Below are 19826 nucleotides of genomic sequence, written 5' to 3'. Positions count from 1 at the left end.
CCGGCCTGGCGCAGGTCGCGCTGGCCCTGCCGGCCCGACATCTTGTCCGCGACGTCCTTGAGCAGCGCCTTGCCGAGCTGGCGCATCGCCTTGGGCGTGAGCTTGAGCTGGCCGCTGGAGTCGCGGCGCAGGGTGCCGCTCTCGCGCAACGCCTTCTCGAGCTCCTTCAGCGTGCGCGCGTCGACGGCCGCCTGGTCTCCGAGCTGACGCGAGAGGGCGTCGAGGTCCACGTCGTCCATGCGGGCGCCGCCGTAGGACTGCGAGAGCTGGTCGGACAGTGCGTCGAGCTCGGCGAGGTCCTGGAGCACGCCGGTGCCGTCGCCGAGACCCAACCCCTGCTCGCCGTCGAACCTCTCCGAGCCGCCCCAGTCCTCGCCGGGGCGCAGTGCCTGGAGGTTGCCGTCGAGCTGCGACAGCGACTGCATCAGCTCGGGCGATCCGAAGGCCTGCGAGGCCAGGGCGTCGAGCTCGTCGCGCTGCTCCTGGGTCATCGAGTTGCGCATCCGCTGGGCGGCGGCGGCGCGCTGGGCCAGGGAGTCGAGGAGCTCGTCGATGTTCTCGGGGTCCTCCGGGAAGAAGTCGCCGTGCTTGTCCATGAACTGCTCGAAGTCCTCGGCGGTGTCCTCACCACGGGCGTGCTTCTCCAGCAGCCCGTTGAGGTCCTGGAGCATCTCGTTGATCGCCGCGCGGTCCTCGTCGGTGGCGTTCTCGAGGGCCTGCTTCATCCCGGCGAAGCGCTGGTCGAGCATCTCGCGGCCGAGGAGGTCCTTGATCTTCTCGTAGTCCTCGCGGGCCTCGCGGCTCTGCCAGTCGTAGTCGCCGAGCTCCTGCACGGCGGCCGACGTCGAGGTGGGCAGGTTCTCCAGGCGCATCTCGGCGAAGGCCCGGTCCGCGTCGTCCATCATCGCGTCGCGGGCCAGCTGCTTGCGCTCCTCGAGCACCGCCCTCTCGAGCAGCTCCCTGACCTCGGCCAGGGTGCCGTCGAGGTTGTGCTTCTGGAGCAGCTCGCGGCGCTTCTCGGCCACGCGTCGCGCCAGGTCGTCGAGGCCCTGGCGGTCCTGGCCGCCACGGCGGAGGAACTCGCGCATCGCCCGCTCGGGGCTGTAGCCGGCCATGACGTCCTCGCCGATGGCGTCGAGGGCCTCGGCGAGGTCGACCGGCGGGGCGAGCGGGTCGCCGCCGGCGTACTTGCCGTAGCGCGACGCGCGGCGGAGCCTAGCCATAGACGGTCTCGGACCCGTCGGAGTCCTTGCTGATCTTGCGCGCGAGGTAGAGACCCTCGAGGGCCAGCTCGATCGCGCCGGCGCGCTGGCCGTCGTTGGTGGCCCCGAGGCGGTCGCAGATCTCGTCGTAGAGCTCGGACTCGCCGAGCACCGGCAGGCCGGCGAGGAAGTCGCGAGCGGTGACCTGCTCGCCCGTGGTCACCATCGAGCCCGACTCGATCGCGTCGATCAGCAGCGCGAAGTCGAGCCCGCGGAAGTGGGCCCGGACGGTCTCTGCCGTGGCGGTGCGCAGCAGGTGGGTGAGGATCTCGTCCTCACGGCCCTCCTCGCCGGACTCGAACTCGATCTTGCCGCCGAGCACGTCCACCGCGGTCTCGAGGTCGATGACCCGGGCCACGGCCGCGTCCTCGCCCTGCACGGTCGCGCGGTGGATCGCCGCGGCCGCGATGGTCTCGGCGCCGGCGATCGCGAAGCGGGCCGAGACGCCCGAGCGCTGGTCGACCGAGGAGGAGTCGCGCAGGTTGCGGGTGAAGCGGGCCAGGATCTCCACGAGGTGGTCGGGCACCTCGGCGACCAGCTCGGCCTCCTGGCGGATGACCGCGATCTCGGCGTCGAGCTCGAGCGGGTAGTGGGTGCGGATCTCGGCGCCGAAGCGGTCCTTGAGCGGGGTGATGATCCGCCCGCGGTTGGTGTAGTCCTCCGGGTTCGCGCTGGCCACGACGAGCACGTCGAGCGGCAGCCGCAGGACGTAGCCGCGGATCTGGATGTCGCGCTCCTCCATCACGTTGAGCATCGCGACCTGGATCCGCTCGGCGAGGTCGGGCAGCTCGTTGATCGCCACGATCCCGCGGTGGCTGCGCGGGATCAGCCCGAAGTGGATGGTCTCCAGGTCACCCAGGGAGCGGCCCTCCGCGACCTTCATCGGGTCGACGTCGCCGATCAGGTCGGCGACCGAGGTGTCGGGGGTCGCGAGCTTCTCGGCATAGCGCTCGTCGCGGTGACGCCAGGCGACCGGCAGGTCGTCGCCGAGCTCGGCTGCTCGTCGTTGGGACGCGGTGGTGACGGGCTCGAAGGGGTGCTCCCCGAGCTCGGAGCCGGCGATGACCGGGGTCCACTCGTCGAGGAGGCCGACCATGGTGCGCAGCAGGCGGGTCTTGCCCTGGCCGCGCTCGCCGAGGAGGACGACGTCGTGCCCGGCGATGAGCGCCCGTTCCAGCTGCGGGATGACCGTCGTGCCGAAGCCGTGCAGGCCCGGCCACGGGTCGCGGCCCTCGGCCAGGGCGGCGAGGAGGTTGTCGCGGATCTCGGTGCGCAGGGTCTTGGCGACGTGGCCCGACTGGCGCAGCTCGCCGACGGTGGAGATGGTGGGAGCCGAAGAGGAAGTCACGTCCTCGAACCTACGCCCCTGCCGCAACGTGGAGCAGGCTCCTGGAGCGCTCTCCAAGACGGCTGCCACGGGCCGGGTGAGTGCTCTAGGGTCACGGCGGGAGCAGGACGAAGGAGTGACATGGGGCGCAAGCTGCTGGCGGTGAACGACTCGGCGTGGTTGTTCGCGGAGAGCCACCGGACGCCGATGCAGGTCGGCATGCTCGCGACCTTCCGCGTGCCCGAGGACCAGCCGACCTTCGTCGCGGACCTCGTGGCCCGGTGGCGTGAGGTCAAGGACTTCGCCCCGCCGTTCAACTACCTCTTCAAGAAGACCCCGGTGCCCAGCTGGGTGGAGGTGCCCGACGAGGAGATCGACCTCGACTACCACCTGCGCCACTCCGCGCTGCCGGCCCCGGGCTCGCAGCGCGAGCTCGGCGTCCTGGTCTCCCGGCTGCACTCCGCCAAGATGGACCGCCGCTACCCCCTGTGGGAGTGCCACGTCATCGAGGGCCTGGAGGAGGACCGCTGGTCGCTCTACATCAAGGCGCACCACTCGCAGGTGGACGGCGTCGGCGGCATCCGCCTGCTGCGCCGCATCCTCTCGGCCGACCCGGCGACGCGCGGCATGCTGCCGCCGTGGGCGGTCGGCACCCGCGGCCCCGACCAGTCGGGGATCCCTGCGAAGCCCAAGCCCTCGACCGCCCTGGAGAAGCCCGCCTCCGCGCCGGGGCCGCTGCGCCGCGGCGCGACCGTGCTCGGCTCGCTCACCCGGACGTACGCCGAGACGGTGACCGGTCGCAGCGACAACGACCGTGCGGTGCCGTTCCGTGCCCCCAAGTCGATCTTCAACGGCCGCATCCACACCCCCCGGCGCTTCGCCACCCAGCACTACTCGATCGAGCGGCTGCGCACCATCGCGAAGGCGGCCGACGCCAGCCTCAACGACGTGTTCCTCACGATCTGCGGTGGGGCCCTGCGCCGCTACCTCATCGAGCACGACGAGCTGCCCTCGGAGACCCTGACCGCCAACGTGCCGGTCTCGGTGCGTGAGGGCACGGCCGCATCGGTCGGCAACGCGATCACCTTCCTCTACGCCACGCTCGGCACCGACCTCGAGGACCCGGTCGTGCGGATCGCGGCGATCAAGGCCTCGACGGCGTCCGGCAAGGCCCGCCTGCCCGAGGTCACCGGGACGGCGATGACGGCCTACACGGCGGTGCTGATGGCGCCCTTCCTCACCCAGGCGATCCTCGGTGTCGGTGGTCGCGGTCGCCCGGCGTCCAACATCGTCGTGTCCAACGTGCCGGGGCCCGCCGAGACCCGCTACCTCGACGGCTCGCGCATGGAGGAGATCTACCCCGTCAGCCTGCTCTTCAACGGCCAGGCCCTCAACATCACCGCCGTCTCCTACGACGGCGAGTTCAACATCGGCTTCACCGGGTGTCGCGACTCGATCCCGAGCCTGCAGAAGATTGCGGTCTACGCCGGTGAGGAGCTCGACCGGCTCGAGGCCGCGCTGGTGCCATGACCGCGCTCGCCGTCGTCCTCGCGGTCGCGGTCCTGGCGCTGGGCGCGACGCTCGCCGTGGCCCGCCAGCGCCTGTCGGCAGCCCGCGCCGAGCTGGTCGCCGAGCAGGAGCGCTCCGCCCAGCTCGAGGCCGACCTGGACGCCGCACTGCGCCCCCGACCCGCGGCGACAGCGACCGAGCGCGCCGTACGACGGGTGGTCGAGACCGCCAGCCGGGTGCGGGACCACGGCATCGCCGGGCTGCTCGAGCGGTCGCTCGAGGACCTGGCGAGCTGGGCGGCCGACGAGCGGACCGAGATCGTCAACCTGGCCGCCTCCGACGGCACCGTCACCCTGCTCTTCTCCGACATCGAAGGCTCCACCTCCCTCAACCACCGGCTCGGCGACGCCGCCTGGGTCAAGCTCCTGGCGGCCCACGACCAGCTGGTGCGCTCGCGCGTCGACCGCTACCGCGGTCAGGTCGTCAAGACCGCCGGCGACGGCTTCATGGTCGCCTTCCGCGATGCCGAGGCAGCCTGCCGGGCCGCCCTGGGCATCCAGAAGGACCTGGGCCGCAGCCTCGACGCGCGACTGCGCCCGGTGCGGGTGCGCATCGGCATCCACACCGGCACGGTCGTGAGCCGCGACGGCGACTACTTCGGGCGCAACGTGGCGATGGCCGCCCGCGTCGCCGACAAGGCCGTGGGCGGTGAGGTCCTGGCCAGCGGCGCGGTGCTCGGAGCCCTCGATGACGACGCGGCCGTCACGCTCGTCAAGGCGGCCGACGTCGAGCTGCGCGGCCTGCCCGGTCGCCACGACCTCTACCGCGTCGAGCGCCGGCGGGCCAGCCTGTGAGGCGGCTCCAGCAGGAGTGCCCGTGCGGCAGCACGGCGACCTACGACGCGTGCTGCGGTCGCCTGCACCGTCAGGCCGCCCGGGCCGCCACCGCGCTGGAGCTGATGCGCTCGCGCTACGCGGCCTACGCCGTGGGCGACCTCGACCACGTCTTCCGCACGTGGCACCCGCGCACCCGCCCCGACGACCTCGAGCCGGACCCGTCGCTGACGTGGACGGGCCTGGAGGTCCTCGGGTCGGGCGAGGACTGGGTGGAGTTCGTGGCGTCGTACTCACGGGGCGGCGTCGCCGGGCAGCGCCACGAGCGGAGCCTCTTCGAGCAGCGCGGTGGGCGCTGGGTCTACGTCGGCGAGGCACCGTGAGCATCGTGGTGCGCGAGCGACGAGACACTGACCTCGCTCGCCTGGTCGAGCTGCTCGCCGAGCAGCAGGCCGTGTCGTCCTACCCGGTCCGGTGGCCGCTGCCCTTTCCCGCCGAGCAGTTCCTGGTGCGTCGCCACGACCGGCGGGCCTGGGTCGCCGAGCTGGACGGTGCGGTGGTCGGTCACGTGAGCGTCGGCGACCCCGAGGAGCTGGTGCCGCGCTTCACGGAGGCGACGGGCGCGGCCGCCTTCGGCATGGTCTCCGCCCTCTTCACCGGGCTGGCGGCGCGGGGCCGGGGCGTGGGGTCGCTCCTGCTCGACACGGCGGTCGCATGGGTCCGCGCGCGCGGCGAGGTGCCGGTGCTCGACGTGGTGCCCGTCCACGAGCCGGCCGTCAGGCTCTACCGCGACCGCGGCTGGGTCGAGGTCGGGTCGGACCGCTTCGCGTGGATGAGCGAGGACGTCCCCGACGTCCTGCTGATGGCCCTGCCGCCCTACCCGTCGACGGACTCGTCAGCCAGCACCGGGCCGAGCGCCCGCTCGTAGGCCGCGACGTCCACGTCGGGCGCATCGGCCAGGACGCGGAAGAGTGCGGCCCGCAGGATCGCCTGACGAGGCACCCCGTGCGCCCACGCAGCAAGGGCACCGAGCGGCGCTCCGAGCCACATCACCGCGTCGAGCACGCAGACGGCCTCGGCCCACCGGACCGGGCGCCAGGACGGGGCGACGTCGATGACGACCGGGGCGCCGAAGGCGTCGAGGAGCACGTTGCCGGCGAGGTCCGCGTGCACGAGCTGGTCGGGGCCGAGGTCGGTGTCGTCGATCGCCGCGTGCAGCCGGACGGCGAGGTCGGTGCCGGGGCCGGCCGGGGTGATCAGCGGCTGCTCGCCGAAGGCCTGCCGCTCGGCCCGCGCCCAGCGGTCCTCGCGAGCGGACAGCCCGTCGGGCCGGTCCGGCACGGCGACCGCGAGCTCCGCGTGCAGGACGTGGGCGGTGGCGGACAGCACCGCGAGGTCGTCGCAGGCGACGGTGCCGGGCTCGTAGCGGCTGGCCCCCCAACCGCCGACCGCCCACGAGCCGTCGCGCGCCGGCACCGGCATGGCGATGCGCAGGTCGCGCAGGCTGCGACCGGGTCGCTCGTCGAGCTGGACCGCGAGGCGGGCGAGGACGGGGTTGAGCCAGACCAGCACCTCGGGGTCGCGGTCGGGTGAGAGGACCAGGTCGCCGGCCCTGACGCTGCGCCCCTGGCCACCGGGCAGCGGCTCCACGGTCTCGGGCACGGCGAAGAGGTCGAGCACCTCCGGTGGGGGCCCGAGGCAGGTCGGTCGGGAGGTTCCGGGCATCAGCCCAGGCTAGACGCCCCGTGCGTCAGCGGCGGTCGCGGAAGACCGGCTCACGCCCTTCCCGACGCGCCGACGAGGCCTCCTCGAAGTTGTCGGTGAGCAGCCGCAGGTAGAGCTGGCCGAGACCCTCGGAGGTCAGGTGCGCCTCGAGCGAGGTCGCCGCGAGGCCGGCCTGGAGCGACTTCTTGGTGAGCTCGACGCCGGGTTGCGACAGGCGGGCGATGCGCTCACCCGTCGTGACGGCGGCGGCCACGACGTCGTCGTGCACGCTGCTCACCAGCCCGATCCGCTCGGCCTCCTCGGCGTGCACGTCACGCCCCGTGAGCATGAGCTCGGCGGCGCGGGTGGACCCGATCGCCCGCGGCAGCAGGAAGCTCAGCCCCAGCTCGCTGGCCGTGAGTCCGTTGTTGATGCCCGCTGCCCGGAAGTACGCCGCCGGCGCGGCCAGGCGCAGGTCGCAGGCCAGCGCGAGGCACAGGCCACCGCCGATCGCGGCACCGTTGACCGCGGCGACCACCGGCTGGGGCAGCCGGCGCAGGGTGAGCACGACGTCCTCCAGCAGCTGCATCGCCCGCAGCGCGTAGGTCGGCGGGGTCAGCTCGCCCAGCCCCGGCGGCACACCGGCCGACTCCTGGTCGGCGCCCGAGCAGAAGCCCCGGCCCGCTCCGGTCACCACGACCGCGCGCACCTCGGTGTCCGCCCCGACCTCGAGGAGCGCGTCGCGGAAGGGCACCATCACGTCGAAGGACATCGCGTTCATCCGCTCGGGGCGGTTGAGCGTGACCACCGCGACGTGCGGTGCCGGCCGCGACACCTCGACGTACGCCATCGTCAGACGGCCAGGATCACCGAGGAGCCGTGCCCGAAGAGTCCCTGGTTGGCGGTGATGCCGACGCGCGCGCCCTCCACCTGGCGACCCTCGGCCTGGCCGCGCAGCTGCCAGGTCACCTCGCACACCTGGGCCAGCGCCTGGGCCGGAACCGCCTCGCCGAAGCAGGCCAGGCCACCGGACGGGTTGACCGGGATGCTGCCACCGATCGTCGTGTCGCCGGCGCGCAGCAGGGTCTCGGCCTCCCCGCGCTTGCAGAGCGCGAGGTCCTCCATCCAGTCCAGCTCGAGGGCGGTGGAGAGGTCGTAGACCTCCGCCAGGCTGACGTCCTCCGGGCCGATCCCGGCCTCCTCGTAGGCCGCGTGCGCGATCGACTCCTTGAAGGTGCGCTCGGGAACCCCCGCGACGGCGCTCGAGTCGGTCGAGAGGTTGGGCATGTCCATGACGGTGTTGGGAAAGGTCGGTGTGACCGTCGAGACCGCCTTGACGCGCACCGGGTTGGTGAGGCCGTGCCGGCGGGCGTAGTCGACGCTGGTGAGGATCACCGCGGCGGCGCCGTCGGAGGTGGCGCAGATGTCGAGCAGGTGCAGCGGGTCGGAGACGACCGCACTGGACAGGACGTCCTCGACGCTGACCTCCTTGCGGTAGCGCGCGTTGGGGTTGGCCAGCCCGTGCTTGGCGTTCTTGACCTTGACCTGTGCGAAGTCGGCCTGCGTGGCGCCGTAGAGATCCATGCGGCGACGCGCGTAGAGCGCGAAGTAGGCCGGGTTGGTCATGCCGAGCAGCCGGAAGCGCAGCCAGTCGGGGTCGTCCCACCGCTCGCCGGCGTTGGGCGCGAGGAAGCCCTTGGGAGTGGTGTCGGAGCCGACCACCAGCGCCACCTCGCAGAGCCCGGCGAGGATCCGGGCGCGGGCGGTGTCGAGCGCCTGGGCGCCGGTGGCGCAGGCGGCGTACGACGTGGCGACGCGGGCGCCGTTCCACCCCAGTGCTTGGGCGAAGGTCGCGCCGGCGACGTAGCCGCCGTAGCCGTTGCGCACCGTCTCGCCGCCGACCACGAGGTCGACGTCGGTCCACGCGATGCCGGCGTCGGCCAGCGCCGCGCGCGCGGCGTGCACGCCATAGGTCACGAAGTTCTTGCCCCACTTGCCCCAGGGGTGCATGCCGACCCCGGCCACGGCGACGTCGTTGCTCATGCGTCCGCCCCTGCCATGTCGTCGGTCGAGCCGTGAACTCCGTTGGTCGAGCCTGTCGAGACCGGCTTCCAGCGCCAGATCGACCGGTCCCCGGACTCGTCGGCGTAGAGCGTCTCCACGACCAGCTCGACCTCGTGGCCGACCTGCAGGTCGGCCACGCCGTAGCCGGCCGCCACCTGCCCCAGCACCGTGATGCCCTCGGCCAGCTCGACGGCGGCCAGGGCGAACGGCACGTAGGCCTCGCTGTCGGCGTGGGTGGGGACGTAGGGCGGCGGGGGTTGGTACTGGGCGTCCGTGTAGGACCAGATGCGGCCCCGGCGCGACAGCTCGACGTCCTCGAACTCCTCCCCCGAGCACGCCGGGTTGCGGCAGAAGCCGGCGGTGCGCGGGAAGAAGACCGTCGTGCACGCCGTGCACCGCGACCCGATCAGGGCCGGCTCGTCACCGGTCGTGAACCAGCCCTCGATGGCCGGCGTCGACGTCTGTGTCATGGGAACTCCTGAAAACTAGAACAGGTTCTCATCATGACATCGACGGCGTACGTCGGTCGAGCGCGGTCACGCGCCGGTCACGCGCCGACGCGAGCGCCCGTCGAGACCACGGCGTGCCGGTGCCCTCACAGGCCGCGGCACTGGTCCTCCTTGTCGCCCTCCACCACGTTGTTGCCACCGACCGGCTTGGGGCGGTTGGACTTGCACTGCAGGTTGCCGTCGACACGGTTGCCGCGCACGGTGAAGCGGGCGTCGTTGCCGAAGAGCTGGATGTCGCCGTTGACGACCATGCCGAGCAGCGTGCCGCCGCCACCCTGCTTGAGCTGGACGCTGCCCTCGACGCGCGACTTCGACCCGTCGCGCGTGGTCACCACGACGCGGCGGTGGTTGTCGGCCTGGATGTTGCCGCCGACCTTCACGCCGCGGGCGACCAGGGTCGCGTTGCCCTTGACGAGCACGTTGCCGTCCACTCGGCTGCCGAGCAGCGTGCAGCTGGCGCCCTTCGGCACCACGACGTCGCCGTCGATGGCCTTGGCGCCGATGGTGCCGCGGCACACCCGGTCGTCGGCCGATGCGGGTGCCGCGACGAGGAGGGATCCGGCGAGGGCGAGCGGGATGGCTGCGAGGAAGGTCTTCACGAGGTTCTCCTGAGGTCGGTGAGCCGCTGACGCTAGGCAGCCGCCGTGAGCCCTCCGTGAGCCGGTGATGAGGGTGCTCTTAGACCCACCGCCAGCGGTGCGCTGTGGGCGATCCCCACCCGGCCACACCGCCCACAGGTCACCGCCCGGGCGAGCCTCAGCCGCGGGCGAGGAACGCCAGCAGGTCCTGGCGGGTGAGCACGCCCACGGGCTTGCCGTCCTCGTGGACCAGGACCGCGTCGGCCGACTCGAGCAGGCCGACCGCATCGCGGGCGTCCTCGGACGAGCCGATGGTCGGCAGGGCGGGGGACATGTGGTCCTCGACCGGGTCGGTCAACTTGGCGGAGCCGGCGAAGAGGGCGTCGAGCAGGGTGCGCTCGGAGACCGAGCCCGCGACCTCGGCGGCCACGATCGGGGGCTCGGCGCGCACCACGGGCATCTGGGACACGCCGTACTCCTGGAGGATGGCGACGGCCTCGGCGATGGTCTCGCTCGGGTGCGTGTGCACGAGCTCGGGCAGCTGGCCGGCCTTGCCGCGCAGGACCTCGCCGACGGTCTGGGCATGGGCCTGGCCGCTGGAGAAGCCGTACTGCGCGAGCCACTCGTCGTTGAAGATCTTGGTGAGGTAGCCGCGGCCGGAGTCGGGCAGCAGCACGACGATGACCGCGTCGCGACCCTCGGGCGTGCCGGCGAGCTCCTGCGCGACCTGCCGCGCGGCCCACGCCGCCATGCCGCAGGAGCCACCCACGAGGAGCGCCTCCTCGCGGGCCAGACGACGGGTGAAGGCGAAGGAGTCGGCGTCGGAGACCTCGATGACGCGGTCGGCGACGGTGCGGTCGTAGGTCTCGGGCCAGAAGTCCTCGCCCACGCCCTCGACGAGGTAGGGACGGCCGGTGCCGCCGGAGTAGACCGAGCCCGCGGGGTCGGCGCCGATCACCTGGATGTCAGGGTTCTGTTCCTTGAGGTAGCGACCGACGCCGCTGATGGTGCCCCCGGTGCCCATGCCGCACACGAAGTGCGTGATGCGCCCCTCGGTCTGCGCCCAGATCTCGGGTCCGGTGGTCTCGTAGTGCGAGCGCGGGTTGTGGGGGTTGGAGTACTGGTCGGGCTTCCAGGCGCCGGGCTGCGAGGCGAGGCGGTCGGAGACGTTGTAGTAGGAGTCGGGGTGCTCCGGCGCGACGGCGGTCGGGCAGACCACGACCTCGGCGCCGTAGGCCTTGAGCACGTTGCGCTTGTCGACCGAGACCTTGTCCGGGCAGACGAAGACGCACTGGTAGCCCTTCTGCTGGGCCACCATCGCCAGCCCGACCCCGGTGTTGCCCGACGTCGGCTCGACGATCGTGCCGCCGGGCTGCAGCGCGCCGGACGCCTCGGCCGCCTCGATCATCCGCGTCGCGATGCGGTCCTTCACGGAGCCGCCGGGGTTGAGGTACTCGATCTTGGCGAGCACCAGCGGACCGCTCTCGGGGACCGTGCCGTCGCCACCTCCCCCCGCCAGGTCCAGGGTGCGCGACAGGCGCACGAGCGGGGTGTTGCCGATCAGGTCGAGGACACTGTTCACGTACTGCACACGACGACCTTAAGGCTCCTTTCGTAGAGTGTCGCGCGTGGGGAAAGCCGGAGCCGCCAGAAAGCTGGCCTCAGCCGCTGCATACGGCGGCGGAGGTCTGTCCGTCCTGGGCGCCGGACTCTTCGGTGTCATGAAGGTCGAGGCCAAGGTCGCGCGCAAGGCGATCGGTCGGACCAGCGACGAGCCGCCGCCCGACGCGACCGGCTGGTACGGCCGCGGGCGACCCGGTCCGGCGCTCAAGATCGCGCTCCTCGGCGACTCCAGCGCTGCCGGCTACGGCGTCGACCTGGTCACCGAGACCCCGGGCGCGGTGCTGGCCAACGGCATCGCGGAGAACGCCGACCGCCGTGTCTACCTGCGTGAGTTCTGCAAGGTCGGCGCGGAGTCCTCCGGCCTTGCCGGCCAGATCGATCGCGCCCTGCCGATCGAGCCCGACGTGGCCGTCATCCTCATCGGCGCCAACGACGTCACCCACACCGTGCTGCCGTCGCAGTCGGTGCGCCACCTCTCCGAGGGCGTACGCCGACTCGCCGAGGCCGGCGTCCAGGTCGTCGTCGGCACGTGCCCCGACCTGGGCACCATCAAGCCGATCGCTCCCCCGCTCAAGCAGGTCGCGCGCGCCTGGTCGCGCCGGCTCGCAGCAGCCCAGACCATCGCGGTCATCAAGGAGGGCGGCCGCACGGTCTCCCTCGGCTCGATCCTGGGCCCCGAGTTCCTCGCCGCTCCCGCGCTGCTCTTCGGTCCCGACCAGTTCCACCCCTCTGCCGAGGGCTACCAGGCCCTCGCCAACGTGCTGCTCCCCTCGGCCCTGGCCGCGCTCGGGCTCGCGCCCGACGACGAGGCCCTGCCCGAGGCCTACCGCGGCGAGGGCGTCCTGCCGATCGCCGCCGCCGCAGTCCAGGCCGTCAACACCCCGGGCACCGAGCTCGGCGGCACCGAGGTCGCAGGCAACCGCGCCGGGGTCCGCGGGTTGTGGGTCGAGCTGCGGCACCGCCGGCGCCGTCCGCAGTCGGCCGGCGAGGGCCCCGACGCCGAGGACACCGACGACGCTCACGACGAGCCCGGGTCCGACCCCCCGGTGGTGACAGCGAGCTGAGCGGCTGAGGGGCTGTCAGCGCCGCTGCCACGCGGAGTTCACCCACTGTGTTCGTGCATTCTGCGGACAGGCCGGGCTCCTCCGGGTCAGGCTTGACCCATGACGGCCTCGGACGACCTGCTCACCTTGCTGGGATCGGCGTACGACGCGATCTCGAGCGGTGACGTCGCGCCCCTCGTGCCACGTCTCTCCGCCGGCGCCGTCTGCGTCGTCACCGACGAGGTGGAGCTGACCCAGGAGCGGCTGTCGCTCAGGACGGTGATCGCGCGTCTCGGCGACCTCGCCCCCGCCGGCCACCGGCTCGTCGGCGGGCCCTCGCCACGGGTCAGCGAGAGCGCCGACCGGCTCTGGGTCACCGACCACCCCACCGTCGTGCTCGCGGACGGCACGCAGCGTCCGCTCCAGGTCACGGTCCTGGCCACCTGCGCCCCCGACGGGTCGCTGCTCGTCGACCAGGTCAACCTCGCGGCACCCGTCCGCGACCGCGCGGACGCCCACCCCGACCTCGTCGGCTGACCTCGCGCTGCCTGGCGGGGCTGCTCGGCCGGCTGCCGGGCCGTTTCATCAAGGTATGCAGCCGACACGCCACCTCCCACGGTCGAGCGGCAGGACTTCCCACGGTGAAACGCCACCTCCCACGGGGTGCACGCCGTGGGGAGTGGCGGTTCGTCGACATACCTTGATGGAGCGGCCGCCGCGACCGCGCTGAGCGGCGACGCACCACCGCCGCGGCAGGGCAACGGCAAGGGCCCCGGGGAGATCCCCGGGGCCCTGCGGTGTGCGGTTGTCGGTCGAGCGTGTCGACCGCCCTGATCAGTCCTGGCTGAAGAACGCCAGGATGCGGAGCAGGTTGGTGTAGATCCAGACCAGGCTCACCGTCATGGCGAACGCCGCACGCCAGGACTCGCGCTCCGGGATGCCGTTGGCGACACCCTGCTCGACGAAGTCGAAGTCCATGATCAGCATGAAGACACCGAGGACGAGGCCGGCGACCGCGGTCACCATGCCCAGTCCGCTGACGCCGAAGAGGCCGATCTGGGCGCCGAACATGCCCAGGACGAGCTCCATCAGGCTCAGGCCGATCATGCCGAAGACGGCAGCGATGACGAACTTGCGGAACTTGTCGGTCACCTTGATGTTGAGCACCTTATAGGCGGTCAGGGTGCCGGCGAAGGCCGCGAAGGTGCCGATCACGGCGCCGGAGACGACACCGTCACCGAACTGCGCGTCGAACACCTTCGAGATCGCACCGAGCGCCACACCCTCGAGCGCACAGAACGCCAGCACCAGGGCCGGGCTCACGACGCGCTTGAAGGAGTTGACCATCGACAACGCGAAGGCGCCGAGCGAGCCGACGATCATCGCGAGGTAGAGCGGACCGAGGTCCTCGGCGGTCGCGCCTGCGAGGTCCGGGGTCAGGATCCACGTCGCCAGGGCCGTCACGATGACGACGCCGAGCGAGATGGCAGTCTTCTGGACGACCGAGTCGATCGTCATGGGCCCCTGGGACACGGGCGCCTGGGGCGGCATGCCCGTGCCGGGCTCGCCCGTCCCCCACTGGGCCGGGTCGGTGCCGTAGCCCTGGTAGGCAGCACCGTTGCCGGCGTACGTGTGGTTGCCATTGGCGTTCGCGCCACCGCGCTGGAACTCCTCCGAGCGGGCGAACACCGGGTTGTTGCTCTGCATTGGTCTCCTCCTTGGAGGCCTGGTCACCGTCTCCGTGACGGCTGGACCCTGTCAAGACCCCCAGTCTAGGGGCCTTCACCGTGAACAACGCCGCCCCGGGCCCGGACGTTCCCCACATGAGAGGTTTCTCAGGAACCCCACAGGTGTCCGGCGTACGGCGGAGAAGCCGCAGGTCAGCGGCGCTTCGCGAGCACGACGGTGTCGCGCACCGTCACCGGGCCGTCCGCGTGCTGGTGCTCGCGGGTCGGTGCGGCCACGACGACGATCTCCCAGTCGGCCTGGTCGAGCGCCGCGACGACCCGCTCGGGCGTGAACAGCAGGTCGGGACCGTGCGGACGACGCGCGCCGGTGGCGAGGTCGTCGGGGTGGTGACCGACGACGAGCAGGTGGCCACCGGGAGCGACCGCGGCACCCAGCCGCTGGTGCACCTCGACGAACATCTCGGCCGGGGGGTGGAAGAACTGCACCGAGACCAGGTCCTGGCCTCCCGGCAGGGCCTCCCCCGCGATGACGTCGACCTGCACCAGCTCCACGCTGCCCCTCACGCCGGCCTCGGCGGCGTGCGCTCCTGCCTTCGCCAGCGCCACCGGGGACACGTCGGCGCCGGTCACCTGCCAGCCCTGGCCGGCCAGCCAGACGACGTCGGCGCCCTCACCACAGCCGACGTCGAGGGCGCGCCCGGGCGTGAGATCGGCGACGTGCTCGACGAGACGGGGGTTGGGGTTGCCGCTCCAGACGCGGTCGGACTCGGCGTAGCGGGTGTCCCAGGTCGCCTGGCTGTAGAGGTCCGTGATGTCGGCCGGCATGTCGGTCGGGGCCTCGTGGGCGTCGTGGGCGTCGTGGGCGTGGTGGTCGTGGCTCATGGGGACCACTGTGCCGCTCCGGGTCGACCTGAACGCAAGTCCGGGTGCCCCCGGTGGGGCTCGAACCCACACTGGGCCGCTTTTAAGGCGGCTTCCTCTGCCGATTGGGATACGGGGGCGAGGTGGTCGGCAACGTCATACGGCACGTGGAGTCGACTCCTCGCAACGCATGACGTCACGCTACAAGTAGGTCTTGCGCGCGTAGATCGCGTGCGCGCCGGCGGCCCGGTCGAGGAAGAGCAGCCCGGCGCAGTGGTCGATCTCGTGCTGGAGCGCCCGGGCCTCGAAGGCGTCGGTCGTCACGGTGACGACCTCGCCGGTGCCGGGCAGCGCGCCCCGCACGACGATCCGCGACGCGCGCTTCACGTCCCCGGTGAGGTCGGGGACGCTCATGCAGCCCTCGCGAGCCTTCTCGTTGCGGCTGGACTCCACGACCTCCGCGTTGCACAGCACGAAGGTGCCGTGACCCGTCCGCGTCTTGGGGTGCTCGCTCACGTCGACGCAGAACACCCGCGCGCTCACGCCCACCTGGGGCGCCGCGAGGCCGACGCAGCCGGGGCTGACCCGCATCGTCGCGACCAGGTCGGCCGCCAGCTGCACGGTCTCGGGAGACGTCGGGTCGACGTCGGCACCCGCGGTGGACAGCACCGGCTCCGGGGCGCGTACGACGGGCAGCACCCTCCCGGGCACGCCCAGCTCGTCCTCCGTCCAGGAGGACACGCGATCGTCGCTCACAGCTCGTCGGCCTCCGCCGGGCGCAGCGTCGCGCCGACCCCGAGGTCGCTGGCCACCGACCGGATCGCGGCCTCGACGGCAGCGACGTCGGCCGAGGCGGGCAGGTCGATCTCGGCGATGAGCAGGTAGAGGTCCCCGGCCAGCCGCGTGGTGAGGTCGGTGATGTTGCCGCCGACGCGGGCCACCTCGGTGACGACCGACGACACGATGCCGGCGCGGTCGCCGCCGTGGACGGTGAGCACCCAGGGCGTGCCGTCGCTCGCCGCAGGCTGCTCGACCGGCACCTCCCGCACGGTCACCGTGAGCGTGCCGTCGGTGGTCAGTGGGGCCAGGGCGGCCTCGATCTGGTCGGCCTCCGGGGCACCGGCACAGATCAGCGTCATCGCGAAGTGACCCCGCAGGAGGGTCATCGTGGAGTCCTCGAGGTTGAGCCCGAGGTCGGCGAGGCGACCGGTGGTCTCGGCGATGATGCCGGGCCGGTCATGGCCGAGGACGGTGATGGCGTGCAGCGTGGAGGACGGGGTCACGGCGACATTCTGGCAGCGGCGCGACCGAGCACGTCGTCCAGCATGGGTTCGGTGAGCCGTCCGGTGAACGTGTTCTGCTGGCTGGGGTGGTAGCAGCCGAGCAGCAGCACCTCGCCGTGGGGCGTGGTGACCTCCGCCGACGCGCCGTGGCCGAAGCGCGGCTTGGGGGTCGGCACGCCCCACCCCGCGCCGCGGAAAGCCCCCAGGGCGGCGTCCCACCCGATCGAGCCGAGCGCCACCACGGTCCGCAGCGAGGGCGCCACGAGGGCCAGCTCGCGGTCGAGCCAGGGAGCGCAGCGGGCGCGCTCCTCGGTGGTCGGCTTGTTCTGCGGCGGGGCGCAGCGCACCGCCGCGACGATGCGGGTGCCGACCAGGGCGAGCCCGTCGGCGGCGTCGACGCTGGTGGGCTGACCGGCGAGGCCGACCCGGTGGAGGCTCGCGACGAGCCAGTCGCCGGAGCGGTCGCCGGTGAAGACGCGCCCGGTGCGGTTGGCCCCGTGGGCCGCCGGTGCGAGCCCCACGACCAGCACCTGCGGTGCCTCGGCCCCGAAGCCGGCGATCGGGCGGCCCCAGTAGGGCTGGTCGGCGTAGGCCGCGCGCTTGGCGACAGACACCTCCTCGCGCCAGCGGACCAGGCGGGGGCAGGCGCGACAGACGCTGATCCGGGCGTCGAGGTCGGGGAGGGTGGCGCTCCGCGCCAGGCGTCGTACGCCGGAGGGCGAGGTCGCGACGTCGGTGTCGGGTGGTGCGGGGTCACCCGGCCAGCCGGTGCCGGCCGGCACGGGCGAGGCGAAGGCCCCACCGACGGACGGGTGCGGGAGGAGGGTCACGCGACCATCCTCCCGCCCGTCACTGCGTGAGCGTGCTCAGGGAGCAGGGTTGATCGAGGTCTCCTGGCGCACCTTGTCCGCGGCGGCCGACGCGGCGTCGGTGACCTTGTCCTTGACGACCCCGGCGGCAGCCGTCGCCTGGGCGGCGGCCTCGTCCTTGGCGCGCTGGGCGACGTCCTGGACCTGGGGGTTGCGGGCGACCTTCTGGGCCTGGAGCTTGATCTGCTCGTAGCGCTCGCGTCCTGCGCGGGCGCCCAGGACGTAGCCGACGCCGCCGGCGGCGAGGAGGGACAGCTTGCTCATGGTGGTGCTCCTTCGGTGGGGGTCAGCCGGTTCGGTGCCCGATCGGTCCACGCGACAAACCGCGAGGAGGCCTCAGGGCGTGATCGACCAGGCGATCCCGTCGAGGATGTCGGACTCCGAGACCAGCAGGGTGGCGACCCCGGAGCGGCGCAGGACCCGCGACAGGATCAGCGCCCCTGCGTCGATCACGTCGGCGCGGCCGGGGTGCAGGTAACCCAGCGTGAGCCGCTCGGCGACGGGCATCGCGACCAGCCTGTCGACGAGGTCGTGCACGGCAGAGACCGCCAGCACCTGCTGGTCGATCGCCTCCCGCGCGTAGACCGGCAGGTCGAGCACCCCCGCGGCGACCGTGGTCACGGTCCCGGCCACCCCGACGACCGTGGCGGCCTCGCCGATCACGACCGGCGAGGCATCGAGCGCGGCGTCGATGTCGGTGACGCACGCGGCGACCTGGGCGGCCGTGGGCGGGTCGTCGTGCAGGTGCCGCTCGTGGAGCCGCACCGAGCCGATGTCCATCGAGTGCGCGGCCGTCGGGGCGGAGGTGCCGAGGACCAGCTCGGTCGAGCCACCGCCGATGTCGACGACCAGCACCGGCTCGTCGGGCCGCGACGCGAGGTTGCGCACCGCGCCGGCGAAGGCCAGCGCCGCCTCCTCCTCGCCGGCGAGCACCTCGGGCCGCACCCCGAGCCGGGCGAAGACCCCGTCGGAGAAATCCTGGGCGTTGGCGGAGTCGCGCGTCGCGGACGTCGCGCAGAAGCGGATCCGGGTGACGTCGTGGGCGGCGACCAGCTCGGCGTACTCCTCGATGGCGGCGAAGGTCCGCGCCAGCGCCTCGTCGCCGAGCCGCCCGGTGCGGTCGACGCCCTCGCCCAGGCGCACCATCCGGGCCTCACGCACGGCGACCTCGGGGAGGTCCCCGATGAGCAGCTTGATGGTGTTGGTGCCGCAGTCGATCGCCGCGATCACGAGTCGCCGGCCTCAACGCCCCCGGCGGACTCGGCGGAGACGCACGGTCCGGCGGCCCACCACTCCCCGAGCAGCGCGAGCACCTCGTCACCGAGCGGGTTGACACCCGGGCCGGCGGCGAGCGCGTGGCCGGCCAGCACGTGGAGGCACTTGACCCGGTCGGGCATGCCGCCGGCGCTGATGCCCTCGATCTCGGGGACGTCGTGGCCGGACTGTCGCGCCAGCTCGCCGCGGAAGGCGAGGTAGGCCTCGTGGGCGCCGCGGTAGGCGGCGGTGAGCTCGGGGTCCTCGCCGAGGCGCGCCTGCATCTCCTTCATCAGGCCCGAGCCCTCGAGGGTGCCGATCAGCGACGCGGCGCGCGGGCAGGTGAGGTAGAAGGTCGTCGGGAACGGCGTGCCGTTGGGCAGGCGTGGCTCGGTCGTGACGACGTCGGGGTTGCCGCAGGGGCAGCGGTGGCCCACGGCGTGGATGGCACGCGGCTCCCGGCCCAGCTGGGCGTGGATGGCCGCCTCGTCGGTCGGGTCGATCACGGCTGCTGGGAGCCGTCGATCTCGGTCAGCGGCGGCGGCTCGGCCTTGGGCGGGCGACCGGCGAGCTGCACGGAGTCCCAGGCCTTGCCCCACCAGGCCTCGGGCACCTGGTCGGCGTCCACCTCGGAGGGGTCACGCAGCTCCGACTCGCTCTCGAGGGCGTTGCCGTCCTCGTCGAGGACGATGTAGGAGGTCTCGCCGGGCATGACATAGCTCAGTCGCTCGCGCGCCTGGGCCTGCACGTAGGCCGGGTCGTTCCAGCGGCGCTTCTCGCGCTCGAGGTCGTCGATGCTGGCCGAGCGCTGCGCGATCTCCTCGAGGTAGGCGTTGTTCTCGGCGCGCTGCTCGAGGAAGGCCCGCATCGAGGAGGCGTAGGAGACGGCGAGCACCGCCACGACGAGCACCAGGATCGCAGCCCGCCCGGTCAGCCGAGGTCGCCGCTGACCGTCGCCGCGGGAGGCCGCGGCGCTGCCGCCGGGCCGGGCCGCGACCGCAGGCTGGCGCCCGGTGCGTGCGGTGGACGTCGACCGTCCGGGTCCCGTGCGACCCCGCGGGCGGGACCCGCGGGGCGGCGTACGTCGGGAGTCGGCCATGTCGTGTCGCTCCGGGGTCAGCCCTGGTAGCGCGGGAACGCGGAGGCGCCGGCGTAGCGCGCGGCGTCGCCGAGGTCGTCCTCGATGCGCAGGAGCTGGTTGTACTTGGCGACGCGGTCGGACCGGGCCGGGGCGCCGGTCTTGATCTGGCCGCAGTTGGTGGCGACCGCGAGGTCGGCGATCGTGGTGTCCTCGGTCTCGCCGGAGCGGTGGCTCATCATGCAGCGGTAGCCGTTGCGGTGGGCCAGCTCGACGGAGTCGAGGGTCTCGGTCAGCGAGCCGATCTGGTTGACCTTGACCAGCAGGGAGTTGGCCTGGCC

At 72.7% G+C, this 19826-nt stretch carries 22 protein-coding genes, 1 tRNA gene and 2 pseudogenes; 6 read left to right on the top strand and 19 right to left on the bottom strand.

The annotated features are described in order from the left end of the window. Both RMN98_RS12420 and RMN98_RS12415 read right to left on the bottom strand, forming a co-directional pair. Positions 1 to 1223, bottom strand: a pseudogene (locus RMN98_RS12420) (hypothetical protein); the annotation flags it as partial. After that, entirely contained in the window at positions 1216 to 2610 is a 1395-nt protein-coding gene (locus RMN98_RS12415; RefSeq protein WP_309649127.1) for a magnesium chelatase, read from the bottom strand. The gene RMN98_RS12415 and the pseudogene RMN98_RS12420, both read right to left, overlap by 8 nt. A 120-nt stretch (positions 2611 to 2730) precedes the next feature. Between RMN98_RS12415 and RMN98_RS12410 the strand changes: the two genes are divergently transcribed. From RMN98_RS12410 to RMN98_RS12395, 4 genes are read left to right on the top strand one after another with little or no spacing between them, the layout of a single operon-like run. Beyond that, complete coding sequence (locus tag RMN98_RS12410) at positions 2731 to 4119, top strand: wax ester/triacylglycerol synthase family O-acyltransferase (RefSeq protein WP_309649126.1); 1389 nt, start codon at positions 2731 to 2733, stop codon at positions 4117 to 4119. After that, the gene (locus tag RMN98_RS12405; protein WP_309649125.1) at positions 4116 to 4952 is read left to right on the top strand and encodes an adenylate/guanylate cyclase domain-containing protein; all 837 of its coding nucleotides are present in this window, start codon (positions 4116 to 4118) and stop codon (positions 4950 to 4952) included. Before RMN98_RS12410 ends, RMN98_RS12405 begins: the two co-directional genes overlap by 4 nt. Continuing rightward, positions 4949 to 5314 carry a YchJ family metal-binding protein gene (locus RMN98_RS12400; RefSeq protein WP_309649124.1) on the top strand — a complete coding sequence of 122 codons (366 nt, stop codon included), beginning with the start codon at positions 4949 to 4951 and terminating at the stop codon, positions 5312 to 5314. The genes RMN98_RS12405 and RMN98_RS12400 overlap by 4 nt, the downstream gene beginning before the upstream one ends. Beyond that, entirely contained in the window at positions 5311 to 5859 is a 549-nt protein-coding gene (locus tag RMN98_RS12395) for a GNAT family N-acetyltransferase (protein ID WP_309649123.1), read from the top strand. The genes RMN98_RS12400 and RMN98_RS12395 overlap by 4 nt, the downstream gene beginning before the upstream one ends. Here RMN98_RS12395 and RMN98_RS12390 read toward each other — a convergent pair. The 6 genes from RMN98_RS12390 to RMN98_RS12365 form a co-directional block, all read right to left on the bottom strand. Continuing rightward, a complete protein-coding gene (locus tag RMN98_RS12390) occupies positions 5808 to 6656 on the bottom strand; it encodes a hypothetical protein (RefSeq protein ID WP_309649122.1) in 849 nt (282 codons plus the stop codon). The two genes, RMN98_RS12395 and RMN98_RS12390, sit on opposite strands and share 52 nt — an antisense overlap. A gap of 25 nt (positions 6657 to 6681) precedes the next feature. Beyond that, positions 6682 to 7485 carry an enoyl-CoA hydratase gene (locus tag RMN98_RS12385; RefSeq protein WP_309649121.1) on the bottom strand — a complete coding sequence of 268 codons (804 nt, stop codon included), beginning with the start codon at positions 7483 to 7485 and terminating at the stop codon, positions 6682 to 6684. A gap of 2 nt (positions 7486 to 7487) precedes the next feature. Further along, a complete protein-coding gene (locus RMN98_RS12380) occupies positions 7488 to 8678 on the bottom strand; it encodes a lipid-transfer protein (protein WP_309649120.1) in 1191 nt (396 codons plus the stop codon). Next, entirely contained in the window at positions 8675 to 9169 is a 495-nt protein-coding gene (locus RMN98_RS12375; protein WP_309649119.1) for an OB-fold domain-containing protein, read from the bottom strand. The genes RMN98_RS12380 and RMN98_RS12375 overlap by 4 nt, the downstream gene beginning before the upstream one ends. Positions 9170 to 9294: 125 nt before the next feature. Beyond that, positions 9295 to 9807: a hypothetical protein gene (locus RMN98_RS12370; protein WP_309649118.1), complete on the bottom strand. Its 513-nt coding sequence runs from the start codon at positions 9805 to 9807 to the stop codon at positions 9295 to 9297. A gap of 157 nt (positions 9808 to 9964) precedes the next feature. Next, complete coding sequence (locus RMN98_RS12365; RefSeq protein WP_309649117.1) at positions 9965 to 11377, bottom strand: cystathionine beta-synthase; 1413 nt, start codon at positions 11375 to 11377, stop codon at positions 9965 to 9967. Positions 11378 to 11414: 37 nt separating this feature from the next. On the opposite strand from RMN98_RS12365, the gene RMN98_RS12360 reads away from it, so the two are divergent. Continuing rightward, entirely contained in the window at positions 11415 to 12473 is a 1059-nt protein-coding gene (locus RMN98_RS12360) for an SGNH/GDSL hydrolase family protein (RefSeq protein ID WP_309649116.1), read from the top strand. A 99-nt stretch (positions 12474 to 12572) separates the two neighbouring features. Further along, on the top strand, positions 12573 to 12989 hold the full coding sequence (locus tag RMN98_RS12355) for a hypothetical protein (RefSeq protein ID WP_309649115.1): 417 nt from the start codon (positions 12573 to 12575) through the stop codon (positions 12987 to 12989). A gap of 297 nt (positions 12990 to 13286) precedes the next feature. On the opposite strand, the gene RMN98_RS12350 is transcribed toward RMN98_RS12355, so the two are convergent. The 11 genes and pseudogenes from RMN98_RS12350 to eno form a co-directional block, all read right to left on the bottom strand. Beyond that, the gene (locus tag RMN98_RS12350) at positions 13287 to 14159 is read right to left on the bottom strand and encodes a Bax inhibitor-1/YccA family protein (RefSeq protein ID WP_309649114.1); all 873 of its coding nucleotides are present in this window, start codon (positions 14157 to 14159) and stop codon (positions 13287 to 13289) included. A 173-nt stretch (positions 14160 to 14332) separates the two neighbouring features. After that, positions 14333 to 15022 (bottom strand): methyltransferase domain-containing protein, encoded by a 690-nt coding sequence (locus tag RMN98_RS12345; protein WP_309649113.1) that lies wholly within the window; start codon positions 15020 to 15022, stop codon positions 14333 to 14335. A 45-nt stretch (positions 15023 to 15067) separates the two neighbouring features. Further along, positions 15068 to 15141: transfer RNA gene (locus tag RMN98_RS12340), tRNA-Leu, on the bottom strand. Positions 15142 to 15202: 61 nt separating this feature from the next. After that, entirely contained in the window at positions 15203 to 15742 is a 540-nt protein-coding gene (locus tag RMN98_RS12335; protein ID WP_309649112.1) for a peptide deformylase, read from the bottom strand. Positions 15743 to 15753: 11 nt separating this feature from the next. Continuing rightward, the gene (locus RMN98_RS12330; RefSeq protein ID WP_309649111.1) at positions 15754 to 16284 is read right to left on the bottom strand and encodes an ACT domain-containing protein; all 531 of its coding nucleotides are present in this window, start codon (positions 16282 to 16284) and stop codon (positions 15754 to 15756) included. Next, on the bottom strand, positions 16281 to 17114 hold the full coding sequence (locus RMN98_RS12325) for a uracil-DNA glycosylase (protein ID WP_309649110.1): 834 nt from the start codon (positions 17112 to 17114) through the stop codon (positions 16281 to 16283). Before RMN98_RS12325 ends, RMN98_RS12330 begins: the two co-directional genes overlap by 4 nt. A 36-nt stretch (positions 17115 to 17150) precedes the next feature. Then, positions 17151 to 17417: a hypothetical protein gene (locus RMN98_RS12320; protein WP_309649109.1), complete on the bottom strand. Its 267-nt coding sequence runs from the start codon at positions 17415 to 17417 to the stop codon at positions 17151 to 17153. Positions 17418 to 17489: 72 nt separating this feature from the next. After that, a complete protein-coding gene (locus tag RMN98_RS12315) occupies positions 17490 to 18383 on the bottom strand; it encodes an exopolyphosphatase (protein ID WP_309649108.1) in 894 nt (297 codons plus the stop codon). Next, positions 18380 to 18913, bottom strand: a complete 534-nt coding sequence (locus tag RMN98_RS12310; protein ID WP_309649107.1) for a DUF501 domain-containing protein — start codon at positions 18911 to 18913, stop codon at positions 18380 to 18382. Before RMN98_RS12310 ends, RMN98_RS12315 begins: the two co-directional genes overlap by 4 nt. Continuing rightward, positions 18910 to 19506 (bottom strand): septum formation initiator family protein, encoded by a 597-nt coding sequence (locus RMN98_RS12305; RefSeq protein WP_309649106.1) that lies wholly within the window; start codon positions 19504 to 19506, stop codon positions 18910 to 18912. The genes RMN98_RS12310 and RMN98_RS12305 overlap by 4 nt, the downstream gene beginning before the upstream one ends. Positions 19507 to 19523: 17 nt before the next feature. Next, positions 19524 to 19826, bottom strand: a pseudogene (gene eno / locus RMN98_RS12300) (phosphopyruvate hydratase); the annotation flags it as partial.

It is taken from the genome of Nocardioides sp. (genome assembly GCF_031397825.1).
Classification (GTDB): Bacteria; Actinomycetota; Actinomycetes; order Propionibacteriales; family Nocardioidaceae; genus Nocardioides.
Note: the sequence above shows the minus strand (reverse complement) of the source record. Positions and strands in the feature narration are given on the sequence as shown.